The sequence below is a fragment of the Pseudomonadales bacterium genome (assembly GCA_041395945.1).
Classification (GTDB): Bacteria; Pseudomonadota; Gammaproteobacteria; order Pseudomonadales; family Azotimanducaceae; genus SZUA-309.
In genome coordinates this window covers 2,292,818-2,313,872 of the sequence record JAWKZN010000001.1, presented here as the reverse complement: position 1 = coordinate 2,313,872, position 21,055 = coordinate 2,292,818, and the positions used below count along the sequence as shown (strand labels likewise).

Genomic DNA, 21,055 nt, shown 5'->3' with positions numbered 1-21,055 from the left:
AAACGAAGGAGGATCGGGCCGATGACGATCGAATCCGAACAGGACGTCCAGTGCCTGCGTCGTGTGGGTGGCGCGGTTTCCCGGGTGCTGCAACGCATGCTGGAGGCGCTCGAGCCCGGCATGACCACCGCCGAGCTGGATAATCTCGGCTCGGAGTGGCTGGCGGAAGAAGGTGTCCGCTCGGCACCCCGGCTCGCCTATGATTTTCCCGGTGCCACCTGCATCAGCATTAACGAGGAAGCCGCCCACGGTATCCCCGGACCCCGGGTGATTCAGCCTGGAGACGTGGTCAATGTGGATGTATCGGCAGAGTTGGAGGGCTATTTTGCAGACACCGGAGGTACCCGGGTGGTGCCGCCGACCTCACCGCTGAAGCTGCGGCTCTGCCACGCCACCGGCCTGGCGCTGCAGGCCGCGGTGAAGGTGGCCCGGGCCGGAGCGAAGATCAACGGCATCGGTTCGGCCGTGGAGCAGGTCGCCCGGCGTCATCGATTCAGGATCATCGAGAATCTCGCCGGGCACGGCGTTGGTCGCTCCCTGCACGAATACCCGGAGAGCATTCTCGCCTTCCACGACGCCCGGGATCGACGGGTACTCAAGGAGGGCATGGTGATCGCCATCGAGCCCTTTCTGTCTACCCGCAGTACCGCGGTACGGGAAGCCGGAGACGGCTGGACGCTCATCGGTGCGCCGGGCAATCTATCCGCCCAGTATGAACACACGGTCATCATCACCCGAGGCGCGCCGATCATTGTGACTGCTGCCTGAGGCAGGCCGCGGGGTGAAGCAGGCAATTGCCAGATAGCGGGATCACTTTATGGATCAGCCAACCTTACCGATAGAAGCCATCGCTGCACTGAAGGCGGGCAGTAAGATCGAAGCCATCAAGATCGTGCGTGAGCAGCAGGCGATCGGCCTCAAAGAGGCGAAAGAGGTGGTGGAAGCCTACATCGAGGCGACGCCCGTGCTGCGCCAGCAGCTGGCGGCAGCCAGTGCCCGGGGGGCGCGTGGCCTGCTGCAGTGGATCGTGCTGCTCGGTGGTGTGGCGGCGATCGCCTGGTACGTCATCATCGATGGCTGAAACGCGCACCCCAACCGGCCGGAGCGGTCACCTGCCGGAAACATCGGGGAAGATGCCGCTGACGGACGTTTCCGTTCGCACACCTGGGGTATCCTCTGGCCATGAAAAATCGAAAACCCGGTGAACCTGACGCGGCGGGGGCGAAGCACCGCAACGACATCTACGCAGCTGATCCACAGGCCGCGGGGGAGGGCACTCCGGCAATCCCGGCAGCGACCGTGGTGCTGCTGCGGGATGCACCCGGGCCCCAGGTACTCATGGTCCACAAGACCTCGAAAATCGCGTTTGGCGGCATGTGGGTATTTCCCGGTGGCAGGATAGATCCCGAGGATCACCCCGCAGACGGCGATCTGGATGTGGCAGCGCGCAATGCGGCCGCCAGGGAGACCCTGGAAGAAGCCGGTATCGAGTCGAGTCCGGAGACGTTCGTCTGTTTTTCCCACTGGACACCGCCACCGAGCACACCGAAGCGCTTCGCCACCTGGTTCTTCGCCGCCGAAGCCGACAGCCACGATGTCACGATTGATGGGGGAGAGATTCAGGCTCACGAATGGTTGAGTCCTGCCCGTGCGCTGGCGCGTCATGCAGCGGGAGAAATCGATCTGGCGCCGCCGACCTGGATCACCCTCTATCAGCTGTCCCTCTACGATTCGACCGCGCGGATCCTGGCGCGCCTGCGGACAGCGGAACGCAAGATCTACGAGACCCGTATCGGGCAGCGCAAGGATGGCGTGCGGGTGGCCATGTGGCACGGCGATGCCGGCTATCCCGACTGGAATGCGGATGTCGAAGGTGCGCGACACCGGCTGGTGATGACACCGGGTGGTTTCGTATTCGAAAACTCGGTGGTCAGCTACTGAGCAGTACCGCGACCGTGCCGCTACTTACTCCCGGAGCACAGATGGTCGCCAACCGTCTGCGCAAGAATCTCAAACGCCTGCGCAACTGGCGACGCCGCAACGGGGTCACCTGTTTTCGTGCCTATGATGCAGACCTGCCCGAGTATTCGGCCGCCGTGGACTGCTATGAACCCGACGCTGACTCCCAATCCCTGTATCTGCACGTTCAGGAGTATCAGGCGCCCGCCAATATTCCGGAAGAAACTACCGAACGTCGCCTCGGTGAGCTGCTGTCTGCGGTCGCAGAAGTGTTCGAAGCAGGCGAGGATCGGATAGCGCTGAAAACCCGCGCCCGGGGTAGGGGGGGCAGCAAGTACGGGCGGCTTGATGCAAAAGAACAGTTCTTTGCCGTGCGTGAAGGCGGCGTGCTGCTCGAAGTGAACCTCTTTGATTATCTGGATACCGGCCTCTTCCTCGATCATCGACCGTTGCGACTGCGCATCGGTCGGGAGTCTGCACACAAGCGCATGCTCAATCTCTTCTGCTACACGGGAGCGGCCAGTGTGCACGCTGCGGCGGGCGGGGCGGTGTCTACCACCAGCGTGGATCTGTCGGCCACCTATCTGGCCTGGGCAGGTCGCAATTTTGCCCGCAACGGACTGGAATCCGGGTCAGGTGCCGGGGTACATGCACGGGTGCAGGCGGATGTGATGTCCTGGCTGATCGAATCGAAGGAGAGCTTCGATCTGATCTTCTGCGATCCGCCGACCTTCTCGAACTCCAAACGCGCGGATGACTTCGACGTGCAGCGCGAACACGTCCGCCTGCTGCAGCTGTGCATGGCCCGCCTGGCCACCGATGGCCTGCTGCTGTTTTCGAACAACTTCCGCCGTTTCGAACTGGATGCAGCGGCCGTGGCCGGCTTTGCGTCCTGTGAAGAAATCAGTGCCCGGACCATAGATCCCGATTTCGAGCGCAACCCCCGCATCCACCGCTGCTGGTCGCTCACCCACTGAGCCAGGGCAGCCTGCACCCCTCGGATCGGACGCTGGAGGCCTGTGGAGACGGACAGGCAGCACCCGGGTCAGGCAGTCCCCGAAATCGCTGCTAGGCTTCAGGAGAGAACTCACAGCCGGGACGGCGATGGAACGCCACGCATTACTGCTTGCAGGAGGGGGTGCCCGGGCGGCCTATCAGGTGGGCTGCCTGCGTTACATCGCCCGGGCGCTGCCCGATTACCGCCCGCAGATCCTCACCGGTGTCTCTGCAGGTGCGATCAATGCGGTGCATCTCGCCAGCTTCCGGGGCTCATTCGAGAATGCCATCGAGAAGCTGCGCGAACTCTGGCTGGGGCTCGATACGGAACGGGTCTATCACACCGAACTGCGTTACCTGCTGGCGCATATCCTCGGCGCCGCGCTGCCGCTGTTCAGCGCGGGTCGTCTTCGTGCAGGCTCCCAGTTCCGCGGCATGGTCAGCACAGAGCCGCTGCAGCAGTTTCTGCGTGAACATCTGAGCCTTGCCGGCGATCGCATTCTCGGAATCCGCGAGAACATCGACGAGGGTCTGCTGGAAGCCCTCGCCATCATGACCACCAACTACGACAGTGGCCGTTCCACCGCCTGGGTGGAGTCCGCCACCGACGACCTCTGGCAGCGTGGTCAGCAGCAGGCAGCCTATGTGGATATGACCCTGCAGCATGTGCTGGCCTCTTCCGCGCTGCCGCTGTTTTTTCCTGCGGTGGAGCTCGGCAACTGCTGGCACGGCGATGGGGGTGTGCGGCTTACTGCGCCGCTGTCACCGGCACTGCATCTGGGTGCCACGCGGATACTCGCGGTATCGCCCCGATCCCGGCCTTTTGCCGGTACCAGCATGAAGGCCGCGATGTCCATCGGCACCTATCCGTCTCCTGCCCAGGTCGCCGGGGTGATGCTCAACGCGGTGTTTCTCGACATGCTCGATTTCGATGCGCTGCAGATGAGCCGGATCAACAGGCTGCTGCACGCGCTGGAACCCGGCCAACGGAATGGTATGCGTCCGGTGGAGGTCATGGTGCTGCGACCGAGCCGGGACATCGGCCGTCTGGCAGCAGACAACGAGTTCAGGCTGCCCAAAGCCTTTCGTTTTTTCGAGCGGGGTGTGTCCGGAGGCGCAGCCCGCAACGCCGATGCCCTGAGCATGGTCAATTTCGAACCGGAGTATCTGGCACTGCTGATGGAACTCGGTGAAGAGGATGCAGCGAAGCGGGGAGAGGAAATAGAGGCTTTTCTGCTCGCCGATGCCTGTGCTGTCCCTGTCTGGTAAGGAAGATTTCCGCTGCGCCGCCGTTTTGCAGGGCTCGAATCCTTAAGCCTCCCTTTTCAGACAAGTTGAAGTTTTCCCTCCCCGGCCCTCTGGTCTGCGGTACAGTCCTCAAGGGGACTACTGTCTGGAAAAAGGGGAACAACTCATGATCACACGCCTGCTCGCAAGCTGTGCACTATTGATTCTGACCGGCTGTGGAGAGGCACCGCCGCCACCTGCAGCACCTGCTGAAAGCACCACAGCCTCCCAGGCGACCGCTGCGCCGATCGCCCAGACCATCCATGGCAAGGTTCGCGGCGCGGTACAGGATGGCGTGAACGTCTTCCTCGGCATCCGCTACGGCGCCGATACCGCAACTACCCGCTTCGCGGCACCTGCGCTGCCCGAACCCTGGAGTGGAGTGGTCGATGCGCTGGAATACGGCAACTCGGCACGGCAGATTCCCACCGGCAGTGGTGGTGGCCTTTTCGACTCCTGGGCGCGGGTTCCCACCCCTGCGCTGGATGAAGACTGCCTGTTCCTCAATGTCTGGAGCCCGGCGCTGCGCGATGGCGGCAAGCGCCCGGTGATGGTGTGGTTCCACGGCGGGGGTTTCTCATCGGGTTCGGGTTCCAGCACCGCCTACGAGGGTACCCGGCTCGCCAACCGGGGTGATGTGGTGGTGGTGACCGTGAATCATCGCCTCAACATGTTTGCCCACCTCTATCTGGCCGGCTATGGCGAGCGATTCGCCGATTCGGGCAACGCGGGCATCCTGGATCTGATCCAGTCACTCGAGTGGGTGCGGGACAACATCGCCGAATTCGGCGGAGATCCGGACAACGTGCTGATCTTCGGTGAGTCCGGCGGCGGTGCGAAAGTCAGCGTGCTGATGGCCATGGACGCGGCGCAAGGGCTGTTTCACCGTGCGGTGATTCAGAGTGGCCCCCGGCTCACCAATCCCGCACCGGATGTCGCCGCGGCGGGTGCCTGGACGCTGGTCGAAGAACTCGGTCTGACCGCAGACACCATCGACGAGATCACCACAATGGCGCCGGAACGCATCGAGGCTGCTGCTGCAGCAGTGGTCGCGGCCGGGGGTAATGCAAGCTGGAACGGCCCTGTCTACGACGGCCGCAATTTCACCCGGGAGCCTTTCGAGCCGGACGCGCCACCCCAGTCTGCGTCTGTGCCGCTGCTGATCGGCACGACCCGGACGGAAATGTCCCTGCTGGCGGGTGCACGCCGTCCCGAGCTGTTTGAACTCACCTGGGACACGCTGCCCGCAGCGATCGGCGCGCTCAAGCCCGGGGTGGATGCGAACGCGATTATCGCGGGATATCGTGCTCTGGATCCGGCGATCGATGCACCGGAACTCTATTTCACAGCGGCAACTGACAACGGTTTTCTGCGTGGTTCTGTCACGCTGGCCGACCGCAAGGCGATGCAGGCCGGTGCCCCCGTGTACGCCTATCTGTTCAACTGGAATACACCCGTGGACGGTGGCAAGTGGCGTTCACCCCATGCGCTGGAGATCGGGTTCGTGTTCGACAACGTGGCCAATTCCGCGTCCATGTCCGGGCTGGGTGACGAGCAGCAGCGGATTGCCGACATGATGAGTGAAGCCTGGATTGCGTTTGCGCGTTCGGGTGATCCGAACAACGCCAATCTGCCGAAGTGGGAACCCTACACGGCCGAACAGCGGGCGACGATGGTGATCGATACCGAGGCGAAGCTCATTGATCATCCCCGGGGGCCGTATCTGTCGCTGCTGGGTGATTGAACTGCGCGAAAAATTCAGACCCGTAAATAAGTGGGGCCGGTACTGTGACCGGCCCCTCCGTATGCCCTGTGAAGGCAGGTCTTACTGAACGCCCTCACGAGCGAAACGGTTAGACATTGATCACCTCCTTTATTATCAGCCTGACACGTGGCGCAATATAGACCCGCAGGCGCCCGGTCTCAACGGCTTTTTTCCCGGGTTCTGTGCAGTGGCGCACGCATCCTCCGGGACCCGCTCTTGAGCGGATGCGGAGCATACATCGCCTCCGCGTTATTCAGGCGGCCGAGGCTGCGCGCGGTGCTGTTGCAGGCTCCTGCGTGTGTACGTCGACAGCGCCGACAGGATTGCTGAAGACCAGTGCGCCATCTTCCAGTGGCGCGCTGCGGATAATTTTCTTTTCGAGCGCGTAGTTCTGGGTATTGCGCCACGGGTCGCGATCACCCTGCTTCGGAAACAGATGCATCATGCGCTGCATGTATCCGGCAGAGAAATCGTCGATCCAGGGCCGTGCCGGCATGTCTGCGTCTTCAGGCCGCAGCCGGGCGGTGACCTGCTGCATGCCGAGCTCCTTCATGCGATTGAGCAACCGGCAGGTGTATTCGGCGATGAGGTCCGCCCGCAGCGTCCAGGAGGCATTGATGTAGCCGAAGGTCTGAATCAGGTTAGGCACGCCGGAGAACATCATTCCTTTGTAGGCCCAGGTGTCCGGGAAGTTGACCCTGGCACCATCCACGCTGAACTTCACTCCGGAAAGCACCGAGAGCTCGAGTCCCGTGGCGGTCACGATGATGTCGGCTTCGATTTCCTCACCCGAGGTCAGCCTCAGCCCCTTCTCGGTGAAAGACTCGATCGTGTCCGTCACGACCTCGGCGTTGCCGGATTGAATCGCCTTATAGAGATCATCGTCAGGGATGAGACACAGACGCTGGTCCCAGGGGTTGTACTTCGGGGTGAAGTGCCTGGCGACATAGTCCTCACCGAGCTGCTTGCGCACCATATCCAGCAGCATCTTTTTGACCTTCTCCGGTCGGGTGCGGGTGCGGTTGTACATGAAGCGGCCGAGGGTCACGTTCTTGAAGCGGGTAATCGCATAGGCGACTTTCTCGGGCAGGAATTTGCGCAGGGAGTTGGCAATTGCATCCTGTGCGGGACGGGAAACCACGTAGGTGGGCGAACGCTGCACCATGGTGACCCTGGCGCCGCGCTCGGCCATTGCCGGTACCAGAGTCATCGCAGTTGCGCCGGAACCGATCACGGCCACGCGCTTGCCGGCGTAATCGAGATCTTCCGGCCAGAATTGCGGATGCACCACGGTGCCTTTGAAGCTGTCCGCGTTCGGAAACTCCGGTGTGAAGCCCTTTTCGTAGTTGTAGTAGCCGCCGCACATGAACAGGAAATTGCAGCTCACGTTCACTGAGGCTCCGGTATCTGCACGTTCGGCCTGCACCACCCAGCGCGCGTCTTCACTCGACCAGGCTGCCGCACGCACCAGATGCCTGAAGCGGATGTTATCCCTGATACGGTGCTCGGACGCTGTCTCGTTCACATACTTCCGGATCGCCGGACCGTCGGCAATCGCCTTGGCTTCCCGCCAGGGTTTGAAGTTGTAACCGAGGGTGTGCATGTCGCTGTCGGAGCGGATGCCGGGATAGCGGAACAGATCCCAGGTACCACCGATGGCTTCACGGCCTTCGAGGATGGTGTAGCTGCGGTCCGGACATTTGTCCTGCAGGTGATAGGCGGCACCTATACCGGACAGTCCCGCACCGACGATGACGACATCAAAATGATCCATAACCTGGCTCCGTACATTCTGCCCCTGACCGGATGCAGGGAATCTCCTTCAGCTATCGACTGATCGGAGCTTCCCGAATAAGCTCGGGGCGTCGAAAAGCAGCAATCTTACCAGAGACTCCCTTAAAGCTATGACACACCCCTACCTTCTGTACGGCGCCGAAATTTCCTACTTCACTGGCAAAGCGCGGGCCTATCTGCGGTTCAAAGGCATACCCTTCGAAGAGCGACCGGCGACCCGGGAAGTGTATAAGGAGATCATTGTGCCCCGGGTGGGCTGGCCGGTGATCCCGGTAGTGGTGACACCGGAAGGCGAGACCCTGCAGGATACGAGTGACATCATCGATGCTCTGGAACAGAGATTTCCGGAATGTCCGGTGTTTCCCGCAAGCCCCGGGCAACGCACGCTCGCTCTGCTCATGGAGGTCTATGGAGACGAGTGGCTGAAGCTGCCGGCCATGCACTACCGCTGGAATCACAATACCGACTGGATCATCCGGGAGTTCGGCCGTCTGTCCCGCCCGGATCTGGATGAGGCTGGACAGCGCGAGGTGGGTGAGCGTTCCTGCCGGCCGTTTCGGGGATCGCTGCCGATTCTGGGTGTGACGGAGCAGACAGCGCCGGCGATCGAGCACAGCTACCGGGGACTCCTCGCGGAGCTCGACGCGCACTTCGCAAAGCACGAATTCCTTTTCGGCTCCCGGCCATCGATCGGGGACTTCAGCCTTTACGGACCGCTGTACGCCCACCAGTTTCGGGATCCGGCCTCCGGAGCGCTGATGCGGGAACTGGCGCCTTCGGTTGTGGGCTGGGTAGAACGGATGACGGCGCCCAATCCGAACTCTGGGGAGTTCCTGGCGGATGACGGAATCCCGCCGACACTGATGCCCGTATTCGAACGCATGATTCGCGAGCAGGCCCCGGTAATCGATTCGACCCTCACTGCTCTGGCAGACTGGATCGACGGGCATCCCGGAGAGAAACCCCCCAGGGCGATCGGCACGCACGCTTTCACCCTGCAGGCCGAAGATGGAACCCCGGTGCGGGGTGAGCGGGGCATATTTCCCTTTGACCAGTGGATGTTTCAACGCCCGCTGGATTGTTTTCAGGCACTGGATGAAACAGATCGTGATGCGGTGCGAAGCCTGCTGGCACAGGCGGGCAGAAGGGATCTGCTGGACAGGAAGCTGAAGCACCGTGTTGCACGACAGAACTTCGAACTGGTTGTTGCTGCGTGACTGTCTGGCTCGATTTCAGCTGCACCTGTGGCTGGTCCGAGTACCTGGGAACGGGCGATAGGGGGTTCTGAGGATGCCCCCCGGGGCTCAGACCGGGATACCTGTCTCAATATGACCTATGTCCCTGAAGTTGAAACGAAAGCTTGAACAAGGTTGCTTTTCCACCCTCCCTCACGTACCGTGCTTGCGCGATCTGCGTTCGGCCTGCCTTAAACACTTCTCGCCCAGCTTGTGGGCAAACGTTCCAAGACACCCGCTACACTAAGATTGTTCGTTTGCCGCACCCGATTTGCGTGCGGAATTTTACTGGAGGCCTATATGGCAACTGGAACTGTTAAGTGGTTTAACGCTACCAAAGGATTTGGATTCATCCAGCCCGAAGACGGTAGCAAAGATGTATTCGTGCACATCAGTGCTGTCGAAAAATCTGGACTGGGAAGTCTCGCAGAAGGTCAGCGCATCAGCTTTGATGTCGTGACTGAAAAGGGCAAGACAGCGGCAGGTAACCTGAAAACCGCATAGCGGCAGGTGATTGTCGAACCGGGGAGACGCAAGTCTCTCCGGTTTCTCAGAATACGAAGCAGCAGCATGGATCTGCTCAATGGGGACGGATGGCTAAGAACAGACACACGTTTGCAAAGAGACAACGAGAAATAGACAAGAAGCGCAAAGCCGACGAAAAGCGGGCCAAGCGACAAGGCCTTGCACCCGAGGAGAGCGTTCAGAGCCCTCCTTCTGAAGACCCCTCAATCCTGCCGAACAATACTGACTGACCGATTATCGGCTCTGAGTTCCACGTCGAGCGTGCCTTCGATGTTCTCGAGCGGTACCCGGTTCCCGTCTGCCTGCACCAGCATCCACTGAGTCTTCGGATCGAGATTGGTCACCCGGACGCGTGTGCGTGTTTCCGCGACTCCCGTATTCTGCGGATGTGCGGCCAGATGCAGGCGCGAACCATCCCAGCGGGCTTCACTGAGTGCGATTCGAGGAAAATCCACGTCCTCTACCGTAGGTTCGTCGAATTTCCTGAGGTTGGGTTCGTTGAACAGCCGCGACCAGGCACCCGGTGTGCAGACCCAGCCGGCCATGCACCGCGCATTCCATTGGCCTCTCGGGTGGGGTTCATCGAGCCCGAAGCCCAGCGTGAACTCTCCTGACTGGCGATCCCAGGTCGGTTCGATGTGGGGTTCGGCTGCCGCCCAGAGTCTGCTCTTGATCTCCTCCCCGGCGAACTCCCCCGCAATCTGCAGCAGCATGGTCGCCCTCGCCGGGTCTTCGAGACCGGTAATCGGGCCGGTGCCTGCCGCGCCACTGACCGCCGCCGCCATCTGCCAGCCGGCCAGCGCGACCGCCGGTTTCTGAGGCGCGAAGTACCAGGCCGGTATCACCACACCCATGGGTCCGTGGCCCACATGTTCATCCACGACCGGGTCGTAGTAGAGGTCCAGTCCTGTGGGTGTGTCGCCTGACCAGGAGACATAGTTGCTGGAAGCGTACTGCCACCATTTCTCGAAGGCCTGGTGGTGATCGCTCCCGTAGAGCTGGTCGTGGAGCCTCAGACCGAGGCCCGCGCCGCTGAGTCAGTAGGGCCAGATTTTGGTGTTTTCACAGTGACAGCCAAGCTGACTGTTGTGCCACTGTCCGGCGAGATAGGCGGCAACTTTCGAGTGGCTCCAGGTGAAAGTGTTTGCTCCATCACGGATCATCCCGAATGGGCGATTCCATTTGTCATCACCCGAGACATAGCGGTGCAGGCTCATGAGCAGCGTGAAGAAACCTTTGAAGAACAGCATGCCGTCTGCAGCGATGGGGTCGGCCTGTATGCCGTAGGGCTCGATGCCGTTTGCCGTCCAGCCCGGCACATCGTAGTTGCCCCAGTGTGCGGGGGGCACCAGGGGCCGATACCGATCCGGATAGCGCGCCCGCGCCGGATCGTGACCGAACTGGGTCATCCAGTCCGACGCCGACCACCAGCTGGTATGCCGGCTCACCAGTTCATCGAGGATGCGGCCGTAAACCTCACGCCAGGCGGGAGTGCGATCGCTCATCAATGCCACCGCGTAACTCGAATCGATGAGATCGAAGCGATGCCAGGAGGTCATGGGTTCGCCGGTGGTGGCATCCCAGTGCGGGTGCGGTTGCCCGTCCTTGTCCCAGTTGTCCGGAGTCGTGGACTTGCGGTGGAGATAGCGCAACCAGCCCAGGGAACGGTCGTCGAGTGCGGGCATGCGGTTTCCTCCAGTGTCTGTGCAGGATCCTAGGGACTCTCTGCAGGAGTATCAATGCCTCCGAGCTTCCCGCAGCCGTTGCTGAAGGGTTTGCCGGGTTGACGCTGCCAGGAGACGGGAGTTACATGCAGAGAAATTCAACAGAGGGTCTCAGATGTTTAACTCGAGGATCTTTCCACTCTGGCTGGTCGTTGTGATCGCCGGTTGTGGTTCTGGCGAAACGGAGGTCACACCGGGTTCAAAGACAGACACATCAGCTCAGCCACTTCCCGTGTCCGCGCCACCAGCAGAGAAAACTGAGGGTGTTGGGGATGAACTGATCCCGGCTGCAGCCATCGTCAACTGCGCGGGATTCACCGGTGCAGATGCCGCGCGGATTCTTGGAGTCCCGGAGGCAGTACTGGTGGATGCCAGCGAGAATTATTCACCCAGTTCCAGCCTGTGTTCTTTCTCACCACCTGAATCCTCCGAAGGCGTTGGCTTTTATCTCACCGCCAGCGGTTCCATCGAGCGGGCGGCGGCAGAAATGGAACAGGGGCGGGGTATGGGTGAGGTTGCCCAGGTTGTCATTGATCGGGCCACGAACACGCAATCCGTTGAGGCGCCGATTCAGGCTGCGCAGTCGCTGGGTGAGGAGGCTTATTTCATGGATGTGAACGGGACGCTGATGATTCGTGTTGCGAATGTGCAGATTCAGGTGCTGCCGATGGAGGATCGTGAGCAGATGAAGGCTGTGGGTCTGCAGGTGGCGCAACGGCTGCAGGATTACTGATCACTGCTACAGGAGCCCGGGACGCGATGAGCGAATCTGTATTCGAAGACCTTCTCTACGAGAAGAAAGACCATGTGGTGACCATCACCATCAACCGACCTGCGGTCTACAACGCGTTCCGGGGGTTGACCTGTGAAGAACTGGTCAGGGCATTCGGCAAGGCCGGCTACGACAGAGACGTGGGTGCCATCGTGCTGACCGGTGCCGGTGACAGAGCATTCTGCACCGGGGGCGATCAGTCTGATCACGACGGTCAGTACGGGGGTGATCGCGGCGTGATCGGCATGCCGATCGACGAGGTACATTCGGTGATCCGCGATGTACCCAAACCCGTGGTTGCCAAGGTACGCGGTTATGCCATCGGTGGTGGCAATGTACTGGCGACCATCTGTGATCTGACCATTGCCGCAGAGACGGCCATCTTCGGTCAGGTGGGACCGAAGATGGGTTCGGTGGATCCCGGCTTCGGTACGGCCTATCTGGCCCGGGTTGTGGGTGAGAAGAAGGCCCGGGAGATCTGGTATCTGTGCAGACGCTACAGCGCGCAGCAGGCGCTCGAGATGGGACTGATCAACCATGTGGTGGCGGATGCCGATCTCGACTCGGAAGTTGCCCAGTGGTGCTCTGAACTGGTGGCTCGCAGTCCTACCGCAATTGCCCTGGCGAAACGCTCCTTCAATGCGGATACGGAAAGCATCCGCGGGATCGGTGGTCTGGGCATGCTGGGCCTGTCCCTCTACTACGAGACCGAAGAGTCGAAGGAGGGGGGTGCTGCGCTGCGGGAAAAACGCGATCCGGATTTCCGCAGCAAGCTCTGCTAGGGCGATTTCCGAACGGATATCCGCTGCAGCGACGGAAAGGGTTACGACCCTTCGACTCAATCCCCGAGACCGAACAGTTCCGTGTTGCCCCCTTTTGCGGCAAGGTTTTCGGTGCGGGTCCGCTCGCTGGCGAAGGCCCGCAGGTAACCGGGCCCTCCAGCCTTGGGCCCGGTACCGGACAGACCCATGCCACCAAATGGATGCACGCCGACTACCGCGCCGATCATGTTGCGGTTCACATAGGTATTGCCGATCCGGGTGTGCGCAAAAATTTCGTCCGCGAAACCATCGATGCGGCTGTGCACGCCGAGGGTGAGTCCGAAGCCGCTGCTGCGGATGTCTTCGAGCACCCTGTCCAGATTGCGGCTCGAGTAGCGGATCACATGAAGAATCGGGCCGAAAACCTCGCCCGGCAGTTCCGTAAGGGTTTCAATCTCGAACACACAGGGTGCGAGATAGCTGCCCCGGGCACAGGACGCGGGCAGTGTGCTTTCCGCCACCCGGGTTGCCGTGTTGCGCAGGTGCGCCACATGGCTGGCGAGATCGGCGCGGGCGTCCTCGTCGATAACCGGTCCGATATCTGTGGAGAGTTCGAGCGGATCGCCAATGACCAGTGTGTCCATCGCACCTTTGAGCATTGTCAGCACGCTGTCGGCGATTTCTTCCTGCAGATAGAGCACCCGCAGCGCTGAGCAACGCTGGCCGGCGCTCTGAAAAGCAGAAGCAATGACATCGTCTACTACCTGCTCCGGCAGTGCTGTGGAGTCCACCAGCATCACGTTCAGTCCACCCGTTTCCGCAATCAGCGGCACAATGGCGCCTGGTCGATCGGCAAGGGCACGCTGGATGATTCTGGCGGTGGCCAGAGAGCCGGTAAAAGCCACCCCGCTGATCCGGGGATCGGCCAGCAGCCGTGCACCGAGACGGGCGCCGTCGCCCGGCAGGAAGTGCACCACAGCAGGTGGAACACCCGCTTCGAGAAACAGGCGCACCATGTCGGCGGCAACCAGGGGTGTCTGCTCCGCAGGTTTGGCGATCGCGCAGTTGCCCGCGGCCAGGGCGGCGGCAATCTGCCCCGTGAAAATTGCCAGCGGGAAATTCCAGGGACTGATGCACACGAAGGTGCCGCGGCCGCACAGCGACAGTTCGCTGCATTCACCCGTCGGCCCGGGCAGGCGAACCGGATCTGAGAAAAGCTCACGCGCCTGGGCGGCGTAATAGCGGCAGAAATCGATCGCCTCTCGCACTTCGGAGAGTGCATCGTGCACAGTGCGGCCAGCTTCGCGGATGATCAGGGTCATGAAAGCCGCAGTGCGGGATTCGAGCAGCCGGGCAGCACGCTCGAGAATCCGGGCGCGCGCAATACCGCCTAGCGCATCCCAGGTCGGCTGACCCCGGCTGGCCCAGTCCAGGGCGGCGTCGACGTCGCTGCTGACTGCTTCTACCAGGGTGCCGACGCTGCGTGCGCGGTCGGCGGGACTGCAGAGTGTTGCCGACGTCCCGGGTTTGCCGGATGTCCCGGACAATTCGGTGCCGTTGACGATCGGTGCGGCGTGCGCCTGCTGGTTGGCGTGATCGGCAAGTGCCCGCATGAGCGCTTCGACAGCGCCAGGATCATCCAGATCGATGCCGGCTGCGTTGTCACGGCCATCGCCTCTGTGCCGATAAAGACGTGGCGGCGCGGGAATCAGCGGATGCCGCAAACCTCGACGTGGATCGATGCGGCTGGTCACATCCCGGGTCAGTTCATCGACGGGCACACCGGCATCCAGAAACCGGTTCACAAATGAGCTGTTCGCGCCGTTTTCCAGGAGCCGTCGCACCAGATAGGGCAGCAGGTCCCGATGCGAGCCGACGGGTGCGTAGACGCGCAATGCATGGGGCCTGGCCGGGTTGTTTGCCTGTTTTCCCGTATCGGGGCTCTGCTCACGGGACTCGAACAGTTTGCGATAGAGCAGCTGACCCATACCGTGGAGACGCTGGAACTCGAAACTACGTCGCGCACCGGCGAGTTCGATGATCGTGCTCACCGTATTGGCATTGTGGGTGGCGAACTGGGGGAAGATGCGATCCTGCTGCAGCAGGCGTGCTGCGCATACCTCGTAGCACAGATCCGTGTTGGCCTTGCGTGTATAGACCGGATAATCCGGGAAGCCCTGTTCCTGGGCGTGCTTGATCTCGGTATCCCAGTAGGCACCCTTGACCAGACGCACCATGATCCGGCGGTCTGCCCGCCCGGTCAGATCGATCAGCCAGTCGACCACACCGGGTGCGCGCTTCAGGTAAGCCTGCAGCACAAATCCCAGACCCTCCCAGCCACGCAGTGCCGGGTCGAGGGCCAGGCGTTCGAACAGATCGAGAGAAGGCTCGAGCCGGGCCGCCTCTTCTGCGTCTATGCTCAGGCCCAGGCCGTGTCGCCGCGCCCGGATCGCGAGCTGTTTGAGTCTGGGCAGCAGTTCGTCCAGAACCCGGGCCCACTGGGCGAACTCATAGCGCGGATGCAGAGCAGACAGTTTGATGGATACACCGTTGGCCAGGATCGGATCCTGCTCCGCTTCGTGTCTGCCGATGCTTTCAATCGCGTCCCGATAGGCGGCGAAGTAACGGTCGGCATCTACCTGGGTGCGTGCTCCTTCGCCGAGCATGTCGAAGGAAAATCTCGTGCCCGGATCATTGAGCTCTCGACCTCGCTCGAGGGCTTCCTCCACGCTGCGCCCGAGCACGTACTGACCGCCGAGGATGCGCATGGCCTGGAGCACCGCAGTACGTACCACGGGCTCGCCCAGACGGCTCACCAGCCGGCGTATCCAGGCGCCGGTATCCGCATAAGTGGCAGGATCCAGAGTGACCAGCCGACCGGTGAGCATCAGACCCCAGACCGAAGCGTTGACGAAGTTCGATCGGGATCGGCCGGCGTGGGCGTCCCAGTCCCCGGAGCGGATCTTCTCGGCGATAAGACGATCTGCGGTGTCATCATCGGGCACCCGCAGCAGGGCTTCGGCAAGACACATCAGCGCGACACCTTCCCGATTCGACAGGCCGAACTCCTGGAGGAAAGCATCGAGAGTGCCGGCATCGTCGCTTGCCTCACGACAGTGTTCGATCAGATCGCGGGAGCGCACCTGGATACGTTGTCTCGCGGCAGGATCGAGCTGCTCACGCGCGGACTGCAGCAGCCGGTTTACGCACTCCGATTCATCTGCGTGTGTGGCGGCGCGGATACGCTGGCGGAGAGAGTTGGAGGGGGTGGATGCAGGCACGCACGTACTCCTTCAGTCAGGTGGCGGCAGCAGTTCCGTAGCGGCGATCAGACGGCCGCGCCGCATGACAGAGTCGATCTGCTGCAGATTGGCGATATCCGTCGTGGGATCTGCGCGCAGTACCAGCAGATCCGCGCGTTTGCCCGGGCTGATCGATCCCAGCTCCGTCTCGCGACCGGCGAGTATTGCGGCGTTGAAGGTAGCCACTGTGATCAGACCCAGGGGGTCGACGCCCGCATTCTGCATGAGCTGCAACTCGTAGTGGAGCGACGCACCATGCAGCATTGCGAAGTTGCCTGCATCGGAGCCTGCCGCCAGCGGCACACCAGCGTCATACAGGATCCGGGTATTGCGGGCGGCCATCGCAATGCCTGTGCGGAAGAACTCTCCGACCTGGGGATCCACCGGTGGCAGTGGCTCGACTGTGTGCCATGCCTGGATGACGGCGGAATCGCCACAGCGTGATTCGATTTCAGTGAACTGCCAGTCTCTGGAATAGGGCTGCACGAAACTGCGTGGCCAGACCGCCAGTGTGGGCACGATGACCGTGCCTTTCGAACGAGCCAGGGACACGAAGGCAGCATCGACTTCGGCATCCAGGGGCAGATGCTGCAGACTGGTTGCGCCGAGCTCGATCAGGGTACGGGCGGCTTCGAGTTGTGTGACATGGGCAGTAACAGGCAGGTTCTGCGCACGTGCCCGGGCGATCACAGGTGCGAGCACTCCCGAGTAGTCGGCTTCGAACGCAGCCAGGGGGCCGCCCATCACGGCAATCTTGATGAGATCCGCACCACGCGCAGTGGCGAGGTTGATTTCGGCGGCTGCCCCGCTTGCATCCTGCAGCGTTCGCAGTGGCGTATCGCCGTCGAAGAGGGGGAACAGCAGTTCGGATGGCACCAGGGCAATCGGGCCGTGCGCTACGATTACTTCGGGTGCGAGTCGCGAACCCGCCGCCTGCTCCCGCACTTCGTACTCGAAAACAGGACCGCCGACGGAAAGCACGGTAGTCACCCCCGCGCACAGGTAGGCTTTCAGTGTGACCGGTACACGTGCCTTCATCCAGGCGACTTCCCGTTCATAGGGCACCAGATGGGTCAGATCAATCTGAGCCGGCTTGGTGTAGGGTCTGCCGGATTCCATGAAGTGCGCGTGGGCATCGATCAGGCCGGGTACGATCCAGCGGTTGTTCAGATCGATTGTTTCCGCACCGTCGGGCAGCTGCACATTGGCAGCGGTCCCCACGGCGGTGATCCTCTCCCCATTGATGACGACGACCGCGTTGCCGATCGGCGCCCCGCCCAGTCCGTCGATCAGAGTTGCGCCGGTCAGCACCAGGGGGTTGGAAATTTTTCCCGGGGAAGCGCCGGGGGGTGGTTCCCCACAAGCGGACAGGGATAATACCCCCGCAAGGAGCGCCAGTAACCGGAGCGACGCTGCTGACAGGCTATTCACCGCGGGCCAGGCTGCTCAGATCGGAGGTTTCAGATCAGGGTGCGAAACTCGACCGCGCTCTCACACCCCAGCGCCCATCGATCTGTTCAATGACATAGAGCGATTCGAAACTGGCGATCAGGCTGTTGTCAGCCCGGAATCGACTGAAGACCACCGCGATGTGGACTTTGCTGGGTGATACCTGGATCGCACGCATCTTGTCCCAGGTGCTGTGATCCCAGCCGCTGCTGGCCGCGAAGGAATCGAGATCCATCGCCGCCACGAACTCTGCTTTGTCTGCATAGACGGTGACCGTGCCGCTGGCCAGTCGCACGTGCGGGAACTGCAGGGTGTCCGCCCAGCGCTCTGCGTCCCGGGCGTTGAAGGCGTCCAGAAAGTCGACCATCACTGCGCGTGCGGCGTTTTCGGGGTCCGCAGGTGTCGCAGCAGAGGTGGTGAGCGCGCAGGTGAGCGCAAGTCCGACGGCGCAGGTTTTTGCCAGCCGGATCAGGTACCGCGGTCTGTTCAAAGTATTCAGCTGCATGGTGATCTCCCGTTGGGATGCGATTCAGGTAGCCCTCTAACGGGCCGGAACGGCGTTAGGTGGCTTCGGCGCCGGAATAGTAGTGTGCGCAGCACAGGATATACACTAAAGAACGGATCGCCAGGGGTGCCGGAGACCGGGTTATGGCGGATCAGCCCGCGCCACTCTTCGCGTAGTCCACGGTCAGCCAGCGGTCGGCACGTATCGTCACCCGCACCGAGTCATCCTCGGAATTCTGGGCCGCATAGGCATCCCCCATCTTGTCGCCGAGATAACGGCGGGCCATGGGTCGTGTGTCGGTGTCGACTTCGGCCGGTGTGATGGCGGTCACCGTGCCTTCTACCGAGACATAGGCGTAAGGCAGTGACTCCTTCTGGGCGACCAGCGTGACTCGAGTACCTTTCCTGAGCAGCCTGCCTTTCTGAGAAGTCCTGCCGGTCAGCAACCAGATGTCCCCGCCCGGGCGGTAGTCGTACCAGACGGGCGCGGAGAGCGGGGCGCTGTTTTCAGCGGGAACAGACAGTACGCCAACATGAAGGTCTGCCAGGAAGGCCTCGCGTTCGGAACGGGTCATACGGGTATCTGCCATCGCGCTCTCCGGTGTGTCTGGGGGGAGACGCATTGCTCCCGGGTGTTAATAAACGGCCGGCAACGATAGCATGGTTCCGCGCCGCTGCATGGGGTAGCGGATGCGTCGAAGGAGTCGGATTTGTTCCGCAAGAAACACACGCTCACCAGTCTGTCGCGCACCTGCGGCTGAGCCGCCAAGGTCAGCTCGGTCGAGCTGCAGGCGCTGCTGGGTTCGCTGCCGAAGGTCGCGGACCCCAATCTCATTGTCGGTTACGACACCTCCGACGATGCGGGCGTGTATCGCCTCACGGATGAGATCGCGATCGTGGTCACGGCGGATTTCATCACGCCGCCCTTCGATGATCCTGAACTGTTCGGTCAGATTGCCGCGGCGAATGCACTGAGTGACGTGTATGCCATGGGTGGGCGTCCGGTTACCTGTCTGAACCTGGTCTGTTTCCCGGCAGATGAGCTCGGGCCGGAAATTCTGGCAGGCATCGTTCGCGGCGCACGACAGAAAATCGATGAAGCCGGCGCCGTGCTGGCCGGTGGCCACACCGTGGAGGATCCGGAGCCGAAATTCGGACTGGCGGTCACCGGAGTGGTGCATCCCCAGCGCTGCTGGCGCAACTCAGGTGTGCGGCCGGGTGATGGCCTGGTGCTCACCAAACCAGTGGGGAGCGGTGTGCTGCTCAATGCAAATCTCAAGGGCTGGGTGAACGCGCAGGATCTCGAGGCCTGCCGGTCGACACTGGTCGCCCTCAACCGCACAGCCGCAGAAGTCGCAGCCCGCTACGAGGTGCATGCGGCAACCGATATCACCGGATTCGGGCTGGCCGGACACAGTCTGGAGATGGCGCGTGGCTCGAAGGTTCGCATCGAACTGCGCTACCGGGACATCCCCTTCATGAGCGGCGCGCGGGCCATGTATGAACGTGGCATGTCCACGGGCTCGAATGTCAGCAACCGCGCGTTGTCGGAGCCGGACATGGATATCCGAGCCTCGCTGCAACCTGCGCAGACGGAACTGCTGTTCGATCCGCAGACCAACGGCGGGCTGCTGCTGGCTGTCGATGCGTCTGTTGTCGAGGCGCTGGTGCGGGATCTGCGCGCAGCCGGAGTGGCGGACGCCGCCTGTATCGGCCACGCCGTTGCCAGCGGCGATGGCACTCATCTGGTGATCGATTGAGGCACCGGCGTTACCTTCGCTGCGGGTGAGGGCGTATAGTTCAGGGCGTATGTGAACTGGAGAGGGGAGACAGTATGAGAATTCTGGTGGGCATGCTGCTGTTGCTTACGGCGGTCGAGTCGTACGCCAAAGCAGTAGTGCTCTATGAAGGTCGGACAGTTGCGGTCGAACAGACCCTGGCGGATCCAACCGACCTGTGGATTCATCCGGAAGACCTGACCGAGGTCAACGGCTTCGAGCTGAAGCCGGAAGGCGCCTGCATCGACGACATCTGTGTGCCGGTGCGTCAGGAAGAAGACAGCGACATATTTGTGACCCGTGGTGGCGAGCGCTGGTTCAACGTCGCCGAACTCGCCGATCGGCTGCAGCAGCCCTACGTAGTGGATCACGATGCCGGAGTCTGGAGCTTCGGTGCCGTCCCGGTGCGGCGCGCGAGCTTCTTCGAGCGCGGAGTGGCGCCGGATTTCGAGCTGCCGGATGTCGAAGGGCGCCTGCATCGGCTCTCCGATTTCAAGGGGCAGAAGATCATGCTGCTGTCCTGGGCAAGCTGGTGAGGATGCCGCTTTGACCTGTCAGGTTGGCAGGCAGTATTCGAAACACTCAAAGACGACAATTTCATCATTATTGCAGCCGCCCAGGACTCCGCAGGTGTGGAAGCCGCCGCACCCTGGTACGAAAAGGCTGGCGCGAAGTACATCACGCTGGTCGACACTCAGCACAGGCTGAGTGCTCTGTACAACCTGGTGAACGTGCCCTCAGCGGTCTGGATCGATGAGGCCGGCAACGTGCGCCGGATCGATGAAGGCACCTATGCCACCATCCACAGGATGGGCGATTTCCAGTTCGGCCGGGAAGACTATGCGCCCATGGTCACCAGCTGGGTGAAGGAAGGGGAAGCCAGTGAATACCTGAAGCCGGTCGGATCGGTGGCTGTGGCGCCACCTTCGGACGAGGAAGCGATCGCAGAAGCCAATTTCAGGCTGGCGGTGTATTTCTTCGGCGCAGGCGATCAGGCACGCGCGGACAAGTACTGGGAGATCGCCCAGTCTCTGAATCCTGCGAGCTGGAATTACGCACGCCAGGACTGGTCGTTTACGCCGGAGGTTGCCGGAGAGAACTGGACGAAGAAGGTCCAGACACTGGAAGGCAAGCCCTACTATCGGCCGATCGAGGGGTTGGACAAGCCTTGAGCTGAAGGGCAGGGTGCCATCTGCATCGTGCC

General features: G+C 61.8%; 18 protein-coding genes and 1 pseudogene. 12 read left to right on the top strand and 7 right to left on the bottom strand.

Annotated elements, in window-relative coordinates; translation table 11 throughout:
* The first annotated feature begins 21 nt into the window (after positions 1-21).
* The 6 genes from map (at position 22) to R3E82_10680 (ending at position 5,986) form a co-directional block, all read left to right on the top strand.
* On the top strand, positions 22-768 hold the full coding sequence (gene map / locus R3E82_10705) for a type I methionyl aminopeptidase (protein ID MEZ5551350.1): 747 nt from the start codon (positions 22-24) through the stop codon (positions 766-768).
* Positions 769-817: 49 nt separating this feature from the next.
* Entirely contained in the window at positions 818-1,081 is a 264-nt protein-coding gene (locus R3E82_10700) for a ribosomal protein L7/L12 (GenBank protein MEZ5551349.1), read from the top strand.
* 101 nt (positions 1,082-1,182) lie between these two features.
* Positions 1,183-1,941, top strand: a complete 759-nt coding sequence (locus R3E82_10695) for an NUDIX hydrolase (protein ID MEZ5551348.1) — start codon at positions 1,183-1,185, stop codon at positions 1,939-1,941.
* On the top strand, positions 1,827-2,936 hold the full coding sequence (gene rlmKL / locus R3E82_10690) for a bifunctional 23S rRNA (guanine(2069)-N(7))-methyltransferase RlmK/23S rRNA (guanine(2445)-N(2))-methyltransferase RlmL (protein ID MEZ5551347.1): 1,110 nt from the start codon (positions 1,827-1,829) through the stop codon (positions 2,934-2,936). The genes R3E82_10695 and rlmKL overlap by 115 nt, the downstream gene beginning before the upstream one ends.
* Before the next feature lie 127 nt (positions 2,937-3,063).
* Positions 3,064-4,224 (top strand): patatin-like phospholipase family protein, encoded by a 1,161-nt coding sequence (locus R3E82_10685; protein MEZ5551346.1) that lies wholly within the window; start codon positions 3,064-3,066, stop codon positions 4,222-4,224.
* A 145-nt stretch (positions 4,225-4,369) separates the two neighbouring features.
* Positions 4,370-5,986 (top strand): carboxylesterase family protein, encoded by a 1,617-nt coding sequence (locus tag R3E82_10680; protein ID MEZ5551345.1) that lies wholly within the window; start codon positions 4,370-4,372, stop codon positions 5,984-5,986.
* Positions 5,987-6,260: 274 nt separating this feature from the next.
* Here the strand turns inward: R3E82_10680 and R3E82_10675 are convergent, their stop codons facing one another.
* Positions 6,261-7,781 (bottom strand): NAD(P)/FAD-dependent oxidoreductase, encoded by a 1,521-nt coding sequence (locus R3E82_10675; protein MEZ5551344.1) that lies wholly within the window; start codon positions 7,779-7,781, stop codon positions 6,261-6,263.
* Between the two features lie 130 nt (positions 7,782-7,911).
* Here R3E82_10675 and R3E82_10670 point away from each other — a divergent pair, with 130 nt between their 5' ends.
* Together R3E82_10670 and R3E82_10665 are read left to right on the top strand one after the other, a co-directional pair.
* Positions 7,912-9,018 carry a glutathione S-transferase gene (locus R3E82_10670; protein MEZ5551343.1) on the top strand — a complete coding sequence of 369 codons (1,107 nt, stop codon included), beginning with the start codon at positions 7,912-7,914 and terminating at the stop codon, positions 9,016-9,018.
* Positions 9,019-9,336: 318 nt separating this feature from the next.
* The gene (locus R3E82_10665) at positions 9,337-9,540 is read left to right on the top strand and encodes a cold-shock protein (GenBank protein MEZ5551342.1); all 204 of its coding nucleotides are present in this window, start codon (positions 9,337-9,339) and stop codon (positions 9,538-9,540) included.
* A 224-nt stretch (positions 9,541-9,764) separates the two neighbouring features.
* Here the strand turns inward: R3E82_10665 and R3E82_10660 are convergent, their stop codons facing one another.
* Positions 9,765-10,442 carry a hypothetical protein gene (locus R3E82_10660; GenBank protein ID MEZ5551341.1) on the bottom strand — a complete coding sequence of 226 codons (678 nt, stop codon included), beginning with the start codon at positions 10,440-10,442 and terminating at the stop codon, positions 9,765-9,767.
* A gap of 156 nt (positions 10,443-10,598) precedes the next feature.
* Positions 10,599-11,246: a hypothetical protein gene (locus tag R3E82_10655; GenBank protein ID MEZ5551340.1), complete on the bottom strand. Its 648-nt coding sequence runs from the start codon at positions 11,244-11,246 to the stop codon at positions 10,599-10,601.
* Positions 11,247-11,517: 271 nt separating this feature from the next.
* On the opposite strand from R3E82_10655, the gene R3E82_10650 reads away from it, so the two are divergent.
* The gene (locus tag R3E82_10650) at positions 11,518-12,018 is read left to right on the top strand and encodes a hypothetical protein (protein MEZ5551339.1); all 501 of its coding nucleotides are present in this window, start codon (positions 11,518-11,520) and stop codon (positions 12,016-12,018) included.
* 26 nt (positions 12,019-12,044) lie between these two features.
* Positions 12,045-12,839 (top strand): enoyl-CoA hydratase-related protein, encoded by a 795-nt coding sequence (locus R3E82_10645; protein ID MEZ5551338.1) that lies wholly within the window; start codon positions 12,045-12,047, stop codon positions 12,837-12,839.
* A 56-nt stretch (positions 12,840-12,895) separates the two neighbouring features.
* Here R3E82_10645 and putA read toward each other — a convergent pair whose 3' ends face one another.
* The 4 genes from putA to R3E82_10625 all read right to left on the bottom strand — a co-directional run bounded on the left by putA (position 12,896) and on the right by R3E82_10625 (position 18,663).
* Complete coding sequence (gene putA, locus R3E82_10640; protein MEZ5551337.1) at positions 12,896-16,099, bottom strand: bifunctional proline dehydrogenase/L-glutamate gamma-semialdehyde dehydrogenase PutA; 3,204 nt, start codon at positions 16,097-16,099, stop codon at positions 12,896-12,898.
* Positions 16,100-16,111: 12 nt separating this feature from the next.
* A complete protein-coding gene (locus R3E82_10635) occupies positions 16,112-17,431 on the bottom strand; it encodes an amidohydrolase family protein (protein ID MEZ5551336.1) in 1,320 nt (439 codons plus the stop codon).
* A gap of 154 nt (positions 17,432-17,585) precedes the next feature.
* Positions 17,586-18,074: a hypothetical protein gene (locus R3E82_10630; GenBank protein MEZ5551335.1), complete on the bottom strand. Its 489-nt coding sequence runs from the start codon at positions 18,072-18,074 to the stop codon at positions 17,586-17,588.
* 151 nt (positions 18,075-18,225) lie between these two features.
* Positions 18,226-18,663, bottom strand: a complete 438-nt coding sequence (locus tag R3E82_10625) for a pyridoxamine 5'-phosphate oxidase family protein (protein MEZ5551334.1) — start codon at positions 18,661-18,663, stop codon at positions 18,226-18,228.
* 183 nt (positions 18,664-18,846) lie between these two features.
* Between R3E82_10625 and selD the strand changes: the two are divergent.
* A pseudogene (gene selD, locus R3E82_10620) lies at positions 18,847-19,833 on the top strand (selenide, water dikinase SelD).
* Between the two features lie 74 nt (positions 19,834-19,907).
* A complete protein-coding gene (locus tag R3E82_10615) occupies positions 19,908-21,023 on the top strand; it encodes a TlpA disulfide reductase family protein (protein ID MEZ5551333.1) in 1,116 nt (371 codons plus the stop codon).
* Positions 21,024-21,055: the final 32 nt, after the last annotated feature.